This is a genomic window from Methanotorris formicicus Mc-S-70 (genome assembly GCF_000243455.1).
GTDB lineage: Archaea > AGJL01 > Methanococci > Methanococcales > Methanococcaceae > Methanotorris > Methanotorris formicicus.
On sequence record NZ_AGJL01000005.1, the window covers coordinates 13,591 to 28,014 of the forward strand.

Below are 14,424 nucleotides of genomic sequence, written 5' to 3' on the forward strand. Positions count from 1 at the left end.
CTATTTTAATTAAAACTTAATTCCCTCAATTCTCCTTGAGATGTAGATGTATAAACTTTCTACGTCCTTTAAATCCCCATGGCTGTATTTTATAATCTTTTTTCTTATTTCAGTATTTACCTTTATCCCCCTACTCCGTAGTTCATCTAATATGGCCTTTGCAAATTGACGTCCTTTTTTATCAAAATCTGTCAAAAGAATAACCTCTTTAATGTTGTTTGCTATCAACTCATCCGCAATTTCAAAAATAGGTGTTCTTGAGACTGTGATAAAAGTCCCATCAATACCAAGATTTTTTAAAGATTCTATATCCTTTTTTCCTTCAACTATTATGGGAATGTCTCTTTTAGCCTCCTCTTTCAATTCCTCAATAACCTCCATCAACTTCATCAAATATTCCATTCGGCTGTGCATTTTGTGACCTCGGAATTAAATTATGATTAATTTGCATTAAAAAATTTGTCTATGATTTCTTTGTATTCATCCTTAACAATGACAGTTAAGGTATTTTTTATCTTATGCTTGATTTCAGATGAGGAGTTATTATAAACATCAATTAGTATGAAAATAAAATCTTCAACCAAATCTTTATTTTCCTTTCCAATTAGTTTTATTATTTCAATGGCATATTTTACATTTTCTTTTTGGTAGAGTAAATCTTTGATTTTTGATAGATTTTGTGGATATTTAACACATATCTCCCTTATAACCTCAATAATCTCACCGCTATCCCTACCACCTAAATTGTTAATCAAAACTGGCAATGCCAATTCAGAAGGGTACTTCTTTAAAAACTTTAATGCCTCTCTCCTTAATCCATAGTCATTTACCATCAGGATTATCTTGGGCAAGGAAAGTGTCAATATGTGGTTTTTTAGTGGATTATCTTTTTCGATGAATTTATTGACTGCATATAAGAATGCAAAGTGGATGTATCTATTTGGATACTTATCTAAGCAATCAAGTATTTCAAAGAACTTTTCAAAGACATATAAATCGGCATATATTCTTATTTTGTAATACATGGCATTTTCAGTTTTTATATTTTCAACTGTTTTAAGGATTTTGTCCCTCAAATTTAACCCTATATTGTTATTTGCATTGATTATGTTTGAGAGGTACTTTACCACGTATTCATTCTTCTTAACAATATCTAAGAGTTCATCAAAATCTATGCTATTTGTATCACTTGAACCCATAACTTCGATGGTTTTGTAGAGATGTTTTCCCAATTTTTTATTAATCTTTAAATCATCATAATGTAGATTCTCCCTTATGGCAATAGACCCAATGGTTTTCTCGATTGCTTCCATTGCAGTTAGGCATTTTCTCATTTCATTCTCTATCATAAGCATGTAGTGATAACCGCCAAGATACCACTTCTCATCCAACTCCATAAACAGTACCTCTAATTTTCTATATTCCTCTAATAACCTATCAAAAATAGAGGAATCTCCAAAATCCTTTAACAAATTTATAACAGATGTCTTTTTACTCAGGTCTTTTGTTGATAAAGATTTGAGGAGTTTTTCTTTTATGTAGTTTTTATATTCACTATTGGAAAACTTCCTCAACTCCCTCACTGCCGCAGATTTTGCCTTGCCCTTGGCATTTAAGAACCTTATGAGATAATCCACTTTTGTCTTTGAATCATTTTTGAGGGATATTAACTTAACACCAATAAATTGGAGTTCCTCATCCCCCATATACAAAAAATGCTTAAAAAACTCTTTATTGAAGAAGTTGTTTGATAACTTTATGTTGTTAGACATTATGTAGTTTAAAACTCTTTTTTTATCTTTTGAAGTTATAAGTTCCTTTTTTAATTCCTCTTCGTTGAATTCTATTTTTACACCAAGTTTTTTGAATAATCTCATAGCGTTTTTTTGTACCTTCTTTTTATCCCCCAAAAGTTCAATATTTAAAGATTTCCTTAGTTTTTCCCTATCATCATCATTTAAATAATCCACCAAAGCATAGAGGCATTTCAATGCCAAATATCTCTCTTTCCAATCCTTACTCTTTAGTTTTTCCAACAATACATTTAGGATTTTTGATGTGTTATGTTTCTCTGCGAGATTTTTTATAGCCCTCCCTATATCTTTGGTGTTCGTATGGATTTTTATCATCTCATACCAAATATTGTCTTCCTCCATGTTTTTGAGTATATGGCATATAGTATCCTCATCAAGTTCTCTCTTAGAAATCTCCAACAAACTCTCAAATAAATCTTCCCTACCACCTATTTTTTTTATCATCTCAATGCAAATTTTTGATATGGATTTTTTCTCATCGATGTTGGAAATAACTTCATATAAAAAATATCTTTCAACTATATCCAAATTTAACTTCTTCAAAACTACAAATGCCCTCCTTTTATCATCCCAACAACTACTTTTATCAATAATTTCCTTTAAATTTGAGATGTAATTTTCATTATTTTCAATGAGTTTTTTTATCTTTGCATATTCAGAATTTCTAAGGTAGGTAATAAGCATGATACCACCAAAAACAAAAAATAACATAAACAAACTAAAAAATTAAAAAATAAAATTTTAATTGCTAAAATACCTTATAATATCTTTTTCAGTTATAATTCCAACCAATTCCCCATCTTCAACAACTGGCAATGCCCCAATATTTTTGGTCGTCATTATTTCAGCAACATCTTTTAGACTATTTTCCTCTCTCACTGTAATAACATCCTTAATCATAATATCTTGCATTCTGACGTTTGTTATCTCCCTAACATTACCTGTTTGCATGTGATTAAATGCCCAATCACTACCAAGTAGTTTTATGAAGTCAGTTGATGTTATAATACCCACCAATTTACCCTCACTAACTACTGACAGTCTTCTAAATCCATTTCTCAACATTGTTCTCGCAACATCCTTCAATCTTTCCCCCGCAGTGGCTGCAATGACCTTTTTTGTCATATAGTCTTCAACTTTCTCTTCTTCACTTATTTTATCCTTTAATGCCCTAATTACATCCCTCTCAGTAATAAGTGAGATAAGTTGGTTATTGTTATTTATTATTGGTACTCCACCAACATTCTTCTCCAAAAATGTTTCTATGGCATCATCAATATCGGCATTCTCCTTAATGGTTACAACATTCTCTTCCATAATTTCTCTCACAGGTTCGTTAATGGCAGCAATAAAGTTTCTGTTATGCTTTTCCCTTATTAAATTGTATTTACTACCTCCCCCCATGAAATCCACAATATCTATACTCGTAACAATCCCTTCAACCCTATTTGTCCCAGCATCGACAATTGGAATTCTTCTAAAGCCCTCCTCGTTCATAGTTACCAGAGTTTTTCTTATTGTCGTTGTTGGATATACAGTTATAATTTCTTTTTTATTGATTATTTTATTTATTTTCAAAATATCCCTCCAGTTGCAAAATAATATAACTTAACTACATAATATTATAAGGAATTTCAATAAATTTATAATTTTCCATTTAAGAATTGTTTAATATTATTATTTAAATATACGAATATTTATTTTGAATTTTGTAAATGGTCGTTTGCGTTATAAATGATTGTATTCTTATGAATTAAAAGCATAAATTATGCTTTATTTGAAATTTTAACTTCAATTTATTGCCATTTAGGAAATTTTATATCCATATAACAACAAATTCTGCAAACGACCATAAACTCAAAAAAATAAAGATTTATGCAATTAACTTTATCTCGTTCAACAACTCATCCAAAACTTTTATGTATTCAATCCCTCCCTTCTCTATTTTGTCCATGATTTCTTCCAACTCCTTTGTCCTCTCTTCACAAATTAGGTTGTAGTAGTTATTTTTTAGGTAATTATAGACCTCAATACCCAATTTTGTTGGAATTATTTTCCCCTTATCCTTGCTTTTTAAAACATACTTCCTATCAAATAGTTTTTTGACGATTTGGGCATAGGTTGAAGGTCTTCCAATACTCCTCTCTTTCATCAATTTAATAACCTCTCCTTCATCATACAAAGATACTTTTGGAACCTTTCTGATGGATTTTTCAATGATTTTTAAGGTATTCTTTTCTATTTTTGGTAATTTTCTAAGTTTTAAGTTGTAGATTTTTGTCCATCCATCGTATATTATACTTATATATCCCTCAACCTTTGCATCCAAATCCTTTATATTTATCTCTTCATACTCAACTTTGCATTCCTTCATTTGAGATGCAATAAATCTCCTAAATATCAAATCATAAATTTTTATGTGGTTTTTTGTTAGGTAGATGCTGTTATTTTTTATAAATTCAATCAATTCAGATGTATCCATTGGTTTTGTTGGTCTTATACACTCGTGTGCCCCTTCCATGTAGTATTCTCTATTTTTTAGGTAATCCTTCATATTGTTGAGTTCTAAATACTCCCTCGCTATTCTCATCCCATCCAAAGAAACCCTTGTTGATGATGTTCTGTGATATGTGCAGTTGTGTGAGATAACTCCATTGGATATAAAATTTTGGTTATTTTTAATGCTTAAATCATAGACATACCCATTATAAGGAATATCTTCCACTTTTTTAACTCTAACAAATGATATATCCCCATAGACAATCTTTTCTAAAAATTTCTTATATTCTGAATTATTTGCATATCTTAGCACTGTCTTTAATTTTTCTCTTGGGATATTATTTGTTTTCTCTTTATACCAATTTTCAATGTGTATTTTGGTATCTTTTAGGATTTTTTTTCTTCCTTTTTCAAATGTTAATTTCCCAAATATTTCTTTTACTGGCAATAAATCACATTCAAATCTTTCTCCATGTTCCTTCCTATATATTCTATAACAATTCACGAAAGTCTCTTTTCTAATCCCCAAATATCCTGCAATTTTCTCCTTAAAGGTCTCTAATGACTTATTGCTTATTATTAAGGAATAAATTTCTTTATTTTTGTGTATAGTATTTAAGATACCAATTGAGTTTAGGTAAATCCCTATCTTCTCTAAAACATCTTTTCTTTTTGATGTTAAAATCATTCTTAAGTTATGTTTTTTTGCCTTTTTATCATAAAGTAGGGAGAAGCATCCATCTGTATCGAAATATCCGGCAATTAATGCATTTATACAACTCTCTGGAAGAGAGAAAATAATTCCATTTAGTTTTCCATTCCTCATACCTAATTTTTTCAAAATTTCAGCAATAATTGGATTTGAAATAATTACTTGGCTACCAGAAATCCAATTATGTAAGAATGGGAATGTATCATCTAATATTCTTTTAACATCCTTTAATGGTGTTTGTGCAATCTTAATTTTGCTATCCTGAATACTTCCATCTCCTAACACCAAACCAGCAAAATACCAAAACTTTTCATCTAACTTAAATAATGGAATTTTCTTAGTTCCTGCAACACTTTTATATATGTATTTTGCCTCTTTCTCAACATCATCCAAATCAAAATCCCATTCAATTAAATATTTTAATGGAACTCTTCTGTTTCTCAAATATTTATATTTTGTGCTTGTTTTAATATCATTTCGGATAAATTCTGCTATTTTTTCAAATATGGTAGAGTTTTCATCAAACTCTATTAACACATCTGTAATACCCAAATATTTCAGAAGATTTAATAGGGAAATTGGCTTCCTTTCAACTTTATAGTTAAATGGCATTGCAATGTAATCATTTTCTTTAATATCTTTTGCAGGAATCCACCTTAGTTGAGAGTCTCTTAGAACTAATAAGCAATGGTCTGGAGTTGCTTTTAACTCATAATTATTTGATAAGGTAATTTTTCTTAGATTTCCAATGTATTTCAATTTCCAGAATTTAATGGCTGTATCTCTTTTTATTGATAAATTATCTAAATTTAATGATAAAATATCTTTCTCTTTAGCATTGATAATATCCTCAATTGTCTCAATTCTTCCATCCCCTAACACAACATAGGTATCTGGGGTCAAACATAGCCCTAATTCAAACAACTCTTGAGCAATTTTCATGACTTCATCACTACTAAGTCCAAACCTCTTTGTTGCCTCCTCTAAAAGTGTGTCTGTTGTAAATGGTGGATTTGGATAAATGCCCTTCTCATAAACATTTACCTCAACATCAACATAATCTTTATCCTTAAATCTCTTGGCAATTTCTTCATCAACAATTGTTCCAAATGAGATATCATTTTCCAATTTTAGGTAGAGATATGGAACTTTTATTTGATACTCATTGTATCTATCAATAATCCACCCCAAAACTGGCGTTTGAACCCTTCCAGCAGATAAGTAGGTGTTATTAAATGCATCCCATAACTTTTTACTCAACTCAAACCCAATCCACCTATCCTCAATCCTCCTAACAACTTGCGCCCTTACTTTATTCTCATCCAATAATAACTCTTCGCTTTTGCCTTCTTTAACCATTTTTATTGCGTTCGTTATTGCTCTCTTTGTTATCTCATTAAACCCAATTCTAAAGATATTTTTGTTGAATGGTTTTAGGTTTAGATATATATCATACCCAATCTTCTCCCCCTCAACATCAATATCCGTTGCTATAAATACAGCATCAACTTCACTTGCCAAATCCCTCAATATCTCAATGTTCTCCTTTGCATCGTGAATAACTATATCTCCATTGGTTCTCTCCTTAATTCTTTTAATTAACTCCTCAATATTCTTTTCATCAACAAATTGCTCCCCATTTATCCTCTTAATTGTTCCATAAATTGGAATGTATGAATTATTGCCTACTAATACCCCATGATAACCCTCTTTTGTTACCAAATCAAATATATGCCCACCGCTTGCAGTTATAATCAAATTCCAATCCCCAATACAGACCTCATAAACCTTCTTATTGTTTATTCTCCTAACAGATGGCTTTCCAAAGAAATTTGCAATCGTCCTTGCTTTGTTAGGGCTTTCCACAACCATCAACGCTGATTTTAATAAATCTGGCACTTTATTTTTCTCTTTGGTCTCTTTCAACTTTCTCCTATCTTCATCAATCTTCTCTATCAATTTTTCAACATCAATCTCATCAATCCTCTTAAATTCACTCTCATACATGAATAGCATATACTTCTTTAAACCCTCAAACACCTCTGCATCATCAACTAAAACAATTGAAGCCCCCTTAATTAACCCATTTTCAGTCATCCTTGATGTTCTTCCAGATGTTTGAATGTAGGTCTTTACATCGGGGATTAGTAGATAGTATTTATCTTCTTCTTTCCTCAATGAGAAGTTTTTTATTTTTAGTGTGTTTTTTACTAATTCCATTAATTCTTCTTTATTCAATCCTTCAATGCTTATATTTTCATCTTCCTTTTTAAGTGTCTCTTCCAAATCAGTCTTAAACTTTGGAACCCCGTAGAAGATGCAGTATCTTATCCTCTCTGGAATATCCAACCCTCTAACCAAAACACCATAATATGATGCCACTCCAATTAAAACATCAATCTCTCCATTTTTAAACTCCTCAAACCCTTTCTTATCTTTTGAATGGATTAATTTTGCCTTTACACCATTTTTAATTAAAAATTCCTCAATCTCCTCTGCCTTTTTTAACCCATAATCAATAGGAACAAACACAATGCCCCCATCGCCAAATATCTTTATGTATTCCAAAATTTTCTCCAAACTGAGGTTTTCATCATAAATATCTTCAACATCCCTCAACTTACTCATTCCATACCCAATTTCAAAATCCAAAAGTTCCCTATACAACTTTACCTTATCTCCGTAGGATTTTCCAGTGGCAGATGCAACAATCATACATCCGTGGTCTATTTTGCTAATCATTTCCTTTAATTTTTCCCTTTCTTTTAACGCATCTTCTATCTTCTTTTTTCTTATTAAATAAAGGATGTTGTATGCCTTCTTAATAATCTCATCACTAAACCCTAAAAGTTTTAAACTCTTATCTATATTCTTAGATGCCTTTAAAAACGCATCAACGTCATCAATAAAAACAAAATCAAACTTATCATCTATTGGATTTTTTGATAGATAATTTGATGTTGTGATTAATATGTTATAGTCCTTTTTCTCAATCTTTTCCTTTGCTAATCTCTTCTCTTCAGATGAAAGTTCAGAATGGTAGGCAACAACGTTAACCTCTATCCCCGCTTTATTTGCCATGTTTATGATTTTTTCGTATGTTTGCCTAACTAACAAAGTCGTTGGCAAAATGATGTATGACTTTTTGTTTTTTGTTGCAAAGTAAATTGCCGTAATCATCCCAAATACGCTCTTTCCCACACCAGTTGGTGCAACTATTGAAAAACTCTTGTTCTTTAATACCCTCTTTGCCCACATCCTTTGTATACTCAACAATTTAAATCCACAACGCTCTGCAACATTCTCCAATTCCTTTAATTCATTTTTTAATTTGCAATAGTCCTCTAGTGCTTTCAATGTGTTTTTCTCTGCCAAATATTTGCAGATATTGCTAACTGAATCATCTTCCATACAATTTTTGCATGTCAATCCTTTATCTAACCTTAAACTTTCTATATCACTGTGGCAATTTGGACATATATTTTTGAATATTATTGGTATCATGTTCCCCCACCAAAATTGGCAAATATATAGTTGTTTGCGAAATTTATGTTACGTATTAGGCATAATAAAATTTCTGAAAGAACGATAAATTAAGCGTAGAATTTCAAATAGGTCTTAGTTCATCCCTCTATTTTATTAATGATTATGGTCACATATAACGCAAACAACTATACTTTTAATATTAGATTTTTAAATTAAATTTTTAAAATCCTCCTATATGCCCTTTTATTTATAACCTTTTCTGTTTAGGTGGGAGTATGTTTGAGGATGACAAAAGAAGAACCTTAATGAAACTTGAACTTGCCATAAAAAGCAATCTTGTGGATGAAGAGATAATTCCAATAGTAAATAAGATTAATGAATTGGATGATTATTACACAACGAGTAGTTGCATTGGAAGATGCGGGATAATGGAATTCCCAAAGGGGAAAAATGCAAAAATCCATTCGAGGTGGCTTGGAAAGTGGCATCATTATGCAACTTATGATGAACTATTTGAGGCATTAAGCAAAAAATCCGATGATTTTGAATTGATGGTTTTTGTTATGAACTCTCCAATATTGCACATAGCAGCAAAAGACATAAATTCAGCAAAGAAAATGGTAGAACTTGCCATACACAATGGATTAAAGGCATCATCCATAAAATCAGTTAGCGATAAGAGGGTTATTGTGGAGATACTTGGCACATATAAGATAGATGCTCCAATTGGAAAAGATGGAAAAATCCTTGTTAATGAAGATTACTTGAAGTTTTTATTGGATATGGGAAATTTTAAATTAAAAAAATCTCGAGAGATTTTAATGAGGTGGTATGAGAAACTTGAAGAATTAAATAAAAAATAAAATAACAAAAATTTATATGCTTCAATTTTAAATGTTGTTGTCATGTCTAATTTTAAAATAGGTAATTTCTCCATTAAATTTGTTGAAGTTGTGAATTAGAATCCAACGCAAACAACTATATATATCCTCACATTTCTAAATATTAATGTAGATTATTTTTGAGGTGTAGAAGATGCTTAAAGAATTATTAAAAAATGCGGATCCAAAAGATTTGTTACCATTTGCAATGGCTATCCACATTTTAGTAAATAAACTTCCAGTAACGGTAAGGAGCAAAGAAAAACCTGGTATTAGGTTGGAGAAGGGAGATGTTATTGATGACAACTATGAGGGGTATGTGTTAAAGTTGGCAATTGAAACTGGGGAAATTTTGAGAGTTACTCCAGTTGTAGGACCATATAAAGGACTTCCAGTAATTATTGTGCCTATAAAGGATGGGGACGAGGTTTTGGGGGCAATTGGTGCAGTTGATGTCACCGCTGGAATATTTGAGGACGTTTTATTATTGGCAAGAAGAGCAGAGTTGTCCAAGTTTTTACCTGAAGATGCATTCCCAAAATAATTTATTGTGGTTGAAAGACCATACGAAAAATTTAAAAATACGAACGTTTCATTTGCTTTATAATTAATTTTTTAGGTGATAGTGTGAAAAAGGTGTTTATATTTCCCCCAAACAGTTTAATACTGGGAGATTTGGTTGAGAGGTTTGGTCATAAGCCACTAATGCTAAACAATGTAATTGGAGAAAAGGTTAGGAGTGCTGAGATAGACAGTCCTCCATTAAACATAACTGATGAGGATCCAAAGAAAGGATTAAAATATGCTGCAATTGAAGTCCCTTCTGGAGTTAGAGGAAGATTATCATTAATAGGGCCGTTGATAGAAGAGGCAGAAGCAGCAATTATAATGAAAAATGCCCCAATTGGCTTTGGATGTGTTGGATGTGAGAGAACAAATGAATTAACAAAATATTTAATTAGGAGAAAGGGTATTCCAGTTTTAAATGTGGAATATCCTAAAACAGAGGAAGAGGCAAAAATCGTAGTTAAAAAAATTGCAGCATTTTTAAAAGAATTGGAGGGGAATAATGGAGTGTCCGAATAAAGAGAAAAACCTAAACAGATGCAACTGCTCCTATCCATCATGCTCAAAAAAAGGTTTGTGTTGTGAGTGTTTGCATTACCATTTAAGAAATAGGCAACTACCTGCCTGCTGTTTCCCAGATGATGTTGAAAAAACCTACGACAGAAGTTTTGAGAAGTTTGCAAAGCTTGTTTTAGAAGGTAAGATTTAATTCAATTTATTTTCCTTTTTTGTTATTTTTTAATTCTAAGGGATGGGTATGGAGAAGATAGAAATTTTAAAGGAAAGGTTAAATAAAAATGCAGTTGTTACGGAAATAGCGAAAGAAAAAAGTCCATTTAAGGTTTTGATTTCAACAATTTTGAGTGCGAGGACAAAGGACGAGGTAACAGAGGAGATTTCAAAGAGATTGTTTGGGAAGGTTAGGGATGTTGATGATTTGCTAAAGATTGATTTGGAGAAATTGGAAAAACTCATTTATCCTGTTGGATTTTACAAAACAAAAGCAAAAAACTTGAAGAAATTGGCTAAGGTTTTGAAGGAGAACTATAATGGGGAAGTTCCAAATGAATTGGATGAAATTTTAAAACTCCCTGGTGTTGGGAGGAAGACGGCGAATTTGGTTATAACTTTGGCTTTTGATGATTATGGGATTTGTGTAGATACCCACGTACATAGGATATGCAATAGATGGGAATACGTTGAGACAGAAACCCCAGAAGAGACGGAAATGGAGTTGAGGAAAAAACTGCCAAAAAAATATTGGAAGATAATAAATAATTTGCTCGTTGTTTTTGGAAGGGAAGTTTGCTCTCCAACTCCAAAGTGTAGGAAGTGTTTTGAGGAGATTAGGGAGAGATGTCCATATTATAAAAAGATTGTATATTTTGATGAGGTTTTGAAAAAATATGGATTTGAGAAGGTATCAAAAAACAACATTCCACCTGAAAAGGGTACCTATATTTTAAAAATCAAACTCAATAGGGGGCGGAAAATAAAATTTGGAAATAAAGAGGGGTTTTTTAGGAAAGGTTATTACTTCTATGTTGGTTCCGCCCTTGGAAAAAGTATAAATTTGAAGAATAGGATAGGCAGGCATTTAAAAAAGGAAAAGAAAAAGTTCTGGCATGTTGATTACCTTTTGGAGTTTGGGGATGTTAAAGGCATATATGTCTCAAATAAAAGTTGTGAGTGTGACGTTGCAAAGGATTTAGCTGAGATATTTAAGTGTGTTGAAGGCTTTGGATGTTCTGATTGTAAGTGTAGGAGTCATTTGTTTTATTTGCCATTGTGATGCTTTTTTTACTTATGTAAAGAGTTTAGCTAATTATTGTTTAAATACCTTGCAAAACGATAAATTTATATATATCTTATCAATATACAATTTAACTAAATAACACTTTTTGGACAATTAGTAACATTTTACAATTGGAAGATTTGGGGGATATGATATTGTTAATTTGTTTGGGGATGGTGGGCTAATGAAAGGAGAAATAAAAACTCTTGATGAATATTTAAGTCAAAATATTGGTGGTAAAAGTGAAAGAAATCATACAAAAAAATCTAAAAGTTTTGTATTTGAGGTTCCAATTTACCATGATGTTTGGATGGACAATGCATTGGAAAACTTTTATCGAATTTTAAAAAAGATAGGTAATGAAGACTTTAATGTCTCACTAACCAGTGATAAACTAATCTTTGAATTTGATAATTTTGAAGGGTTTAAAAATGTATTAATTCAACAGATAAAGCATAAATATAAAAATATGATTGTAATGGGGGAAGATAAAAAAACAAGAGGTGCAAAGGAGATTAAAAAGGACTTTATTTTACTTCAAGAAGGTAAAAAGGAAGGTGGAACTGTAAAATTAAAAGAGGAAGTATTTGACTGGAATAAATTGCCTAAGATATTAGATGAGTTAAAAGAAAATAAAAAAGGAGATAAAATCTGTATAATGTGTGGAGGCAGGTATAAAAAAAGTTATACATTAAAACAGGCAATTTATCCATTTGTAACAAAGAATAAAAGCTTAAGTGGGATTAGAACTATTAAATCACTTCCAGAGTATCATAAAAACTTATGTTTAATGTGCTATTTGTTGGGAGTTTTAGAATGGACTGATGAGGGACTCTTATATCATACATTGGGAAATGAGAAGACATTCTTATTTCTTCCAATATTTGAGGACTTAATCGAACTTAACAAGTTTAAAGAAGAAACATTAAATGCAGGAATCCTAAATATTTCAGGAAGGTATGGAAATCTACTTAAAAAACCAAATTATAATGAAATTGAAAAAACTTCTGGAGAATACACCACTTTATTAGCATTCTATGAAAAGTTTATTGTTAATGTGAAAGAGAGTGAGATATTATGCAATAAGTGGGGAGTGTTGCATATTCCAATAAAAAGCAAAGTCAAAAACGTCAAGTTTGAGACAATAAATGTTGATAAGGGAATGTTGGAGGTGATAGGAAAGTTAGTAGAGGAAAATTACTTAATTTATGACGGATTTGTTAAAGGAACATTCTTTAAAAAGTATAATAACAAAAAATTCACAACTGACTGGGACTTTACTCACGAAATTAGAGAGAATTTATCAAAATCTCTATTGATAAATGATTTTAGAACTTTTTCAAAGCAGTTAATGCCAAGAAAGGGGGGTTTTGTTATCTTATCATCAGATGCTTATCAAATTTTAGATGAACTTATCTATCTATGGAGGTTGATAAATATGGGAATTCCTAAGGAGAAATTAGACACGATAAAAAGTGTTGGGAACATTATTGCAAAAATATCTCTTGGAAATTCCTCTCTATTGTATAAACTTGATAAAGTTAGGACTATTGAAGAATTTTGGAGTGTTTTAAGGGAAATATCAAGAAAAATGGCTGGAATGGAAAAAGATGAGCTTAGAGAAATAAAACCAACTGCAATAGATGAACTTATAGTTATGGTTAAAGAACATGAAAAAATCTGGAAGGAAATTAGAGATTTGTTAGTTATATACTCATCCATGTATCTTGCCATCAAAAAATTGAAAAAGGAGGGGGATTAGATGAGAGGTATAGAGATAGTTTGGCTATCAAAAACTGATTTAACAAACCTAAACTCTGGCGAAGGGGAGAGTAATTTTATTGATGTCAAGAAATTTAAGAAAAATGGAGTAGAATATCCTTACGTCTCAGGGCAGGCCATGAGGTATTATATAAAAGAGGCCATTAGAAGGAATTTAGATGAGAATGAATTTATGTGCATTCCAGATGATAAAGGAGAAACTTGTAGAAATATAAAAAACTGTATAGGATGTGACCTCTTTGGATTCATGAAGCCAGAGAAAGATGTTGGAGCAAGAACAAGAGTCTCACCAGTAAAGGTATCACCAGCAATAGGGTTATTGCCATTTGATGAAAATTCAACAGTTGATTTTTTAACAAGAAGATATAGAGGGGGAGAAAAAGCAGAGGGGGATATAGTAAATGTTGAGATTGGAGTTAATATCTACAAGGTAGGGGTAGCAATCGATGTTAAAAGGGTTGGAGGAGAGGAAAAGATTGAAAATGGAACTATTAAAGTTGATTACTGCGTAAATAATGAGGAACGCAAAAATAGGATTTCAAAGGTTATTGAATCATTAAGATACTTGTCAGATTACTCAAAGCAGGCAAGATTATTGACTGATTTCACACCAGATTTCATAATAATTGCATTTCAAGACATATATTCCCATAGATTGCAAAAGACAATAGATTTGAAAGGTAATACGATAAATGTTGATTTATTAAAAGTAATTCTTGAAGATGTTTCAGAATATTCACCAAAAATATTTGTTGGGCTTGTTCCAAACTTCTTTGAGAATGAGGAAGATGTTAAAAAGCTATTTGAAGATTTAAATATAGAAGTTAAAGCTCCTCATGAGGCAATAAAAGATGCATTGAGCTATTTAGGGGAAATTAACTTATAAAT

Annotated in this window: 11 protein-coding genes; 7 read left to right on the forward strand and 4 right to left on the reverse strand. The window is 31.2% G+C overall.

The genetic code is table 11. From position 1 onward, the window contains the following. Window positions 1-9: 9 nt before the first annotated feature. From METFODRAFT_RS01505 to rgy, 4 genes are all read right to left on the reverse strand, one after another. On the reverse strand, window positions 10-414 hold the full coding sequence (locus tag METFODRAFT_RS01505) for a toprim domain-containing protein (RefSeq protein ID WP_007043759.1): 405 nt from the start codon (window positions 412-414) through the stop codon (window positions 10-12). A 26-nt stretch (window positions 415-440) separates the two neighbouring features. Then, window positions 441-2,498 carry a hypothetical protein gene (locus tag METFODRAFT_RS01510; protein ID WP_007043760.1) on the reverse strand — a complete coding sequence of 686 codons (2,058 nt, stop codon included), beginning with the start codon at window positions 2,496-2,498 and terminating at the stop codon, window positions 441-443. Between the two features lie 57 nt (window positions 2,499-2,555). Then, window positions 2,556-3,392 (reverse strand): CBS domain-containing protein, encoded by an 837-nt coding sequence (locus tag METFODRAFT_RS01515; RefSeq protein ID WP_007043761.1) that lies wholly within the window; start codon window positions 3,390-3,392, stop codon window positions 2,556-2,558. Window positions 3,393-3,687: 295 nt separating this feature from the next. Further along, window positions 3,688-8,529 (reverse strand): reverse gyrase, encoded by a 4,842-nt coding sequence (rgy, locus tag METFODRAFT_RS01520; protein WP_007043762.1) that lies wholly within the window; start codon window positions 8,527-8,529, stop codon window positions 3,688-3,690. A gap of 257 nt (window positions 8,530-8,786) precedes the next feature. Here rgy and taw3 point away from each other — a divergent pair, with 257 nt between their 5' ends. The 7 genes from taw3 (at window position 8,787) to cas7i (ending at window position 14,422) form a co-directional block, all read left to right on the forward strand. Continuing rightward, complete coding sequence (gene taw3 / locus METFODRAFT_RS01525) at window positions 8,787-9,374, forward strand: tRNA(Phe) 7-((3-amino-3-carboxypropyl)-4-demethylwyosine(37)-N(4))-methyltransferase Taw3 (protein WP_007043763.1); 588 nt, start codon at window positions 8,787-8,789, stop codon at window positions 9,372-9,374. A gap of 172 nt (window positions 9,375-9,546) precedes the next feature. Next, window positions 9,547-9,936 carry a DUF2111 domain-containing protein gene (locus METFODRAFT_RS01530; RefSeq protein WP_007043764.1) on the forward strand — a complete coding sequence of 130 codons (390 nt, stop codon included), beginning with the start codon at window positions 9,547-9,549 and terminating at the stop codon, window positions 9,934-9,936. Between the two features lie 83 nt (window positions 9,937-10,019). Further along, the gene (locus METFODRAFT_RS01535; RefSeq protein ID WP_007043765.1) at window positions 10,020-10,478 is read left to right on the forward strand and encodes a methanogenesis marker 5 protein; all 459 of its coding nucleotides are present in this window, start codon (window positions 10,020-10,022) and stop codon (window positions 10,476-10,478) included. After that, complete coding sequence (locus tag METFODRAFT_RS01540; protein ID WP_007043766.1) at window positions 10,462-10,668, forward strand: DUF6485 family protein; 207 nt, start codon at window positions 10,462-10,464, stop codon at window positions 10,666-10,668. Before METFODRAFT_RS01535 ends, METFODRAFT_RS01540 begins: the two co-directional genes overlap by 17 nt. A 48-nt stretch (window positions 10,669-10,716) precedes the next feature. Continuing rightward, the gene (locus METFODRAFT_RS01545; RefSeq protein WP_007043767.1) at window positions 10,717-11,751 is read left to right on the forward strand and encodes a DUF123 domain-containing protein; all 1,035 of its coding nucleotides are present in this window, start codon (window positions 10,717-10,719) and stop codon (window positions 11,749-11,751) included. 187 nt (window positions 11,752-11,938) lie between these two features. Beyond that, window positions 11,939-13,516: a hypothetical protein gene (locus METFODRAFT_RS01550; RefSeq protein ID WP_007043768.1), complete on the forward strand. Its 1,578-nt coding sequence runs from the start codon at window positions 11,939-11,941 to the stop codon at window positions 13,514-13,516. After that, a complete protein-coding gene (gene cas7i, locus METFODRAFT_RS01555) occupies window positions 13,517-14,422 on the forward strand; it encodes a type I-B CRISPR-associated protein Cas7/Cst2/DevR (RefSeq protein WP_007043769.1) in 906 nt (301 codons plus the stop codon). The last annotated feature ends 2 nt before the right edge of the window (window positions 14,423-14,424 follow it).

What these genes read in the sequence shown, in the direction of transcription:
- METFODRAFT_RS01505 (WP_007043759.1), bottom strand. Translation starts at nt 414, where the DNA reads ATGCACAGCCGAATGGAATATTTGATGAAGTTGATGGAGGTTATTGAG.
- METFODRAFT_RS01510 (WP_007043760.1), bottom strand. Translation starts at nt 2,498, where the DNA reads ATGCTTATTACCTACCTTAGAAATTCTGAATATGCAAAGATAAAAAAA.
- rgy (WP_007043762.1), bottom strand. Translation starts at nt 8,529, where the DNA reads ATGATACCAATAATATTCAAAAATATATGTCCAAATTGCCACAGTGAT.
- taw3 (WP_007043763.1), top strand. Translation starts at nt 8,787, where the DNA reads ATGTTTGAGGATGACAAAAGAAGAACCTTAATGAAACTTGAACTTGCC.
- METFODRAFT_RS01530 (WP_007043764.1), top strand. Translation starts at nt 9,547, where the DNA reads ATGCTTAAAGAATTATTAAAAAATGCGGATCCAAAAGATTTGTTACCA.
- METFODRAFT_RS01540 (WP_007043766.1), top strand. Translation starts at nt 10,462, where the DNA reads ATGGAGTGTCCGAATAAAGAGAAAAACCTAAACAGATGCAACTGCTCC.
- METFODRAFT_RS01545 (WP_007043767.1), top strand. Translation starts at nt 10,717, where the DNA reads ATGGAGAAGATAGAAATTTTAAAGGAAAGGTTAAATAAAAATGCAGTT.
- METFODRAFT_RS01550 (WP_007043768.1), top strand. Translation starts at nt 11,939, where the DNA reads ATGAAAGGAGAAATAAAAACTCTTGATGAATATTTAAGTCAAAATATT.
- cas7i (WP_007043769.1), top strand. Translation starts at nt 13,517, where the DNA reads ATGAGAGGTATAGAGATAGTTTGGCTATCAAAAACTGATTTAACAAAC.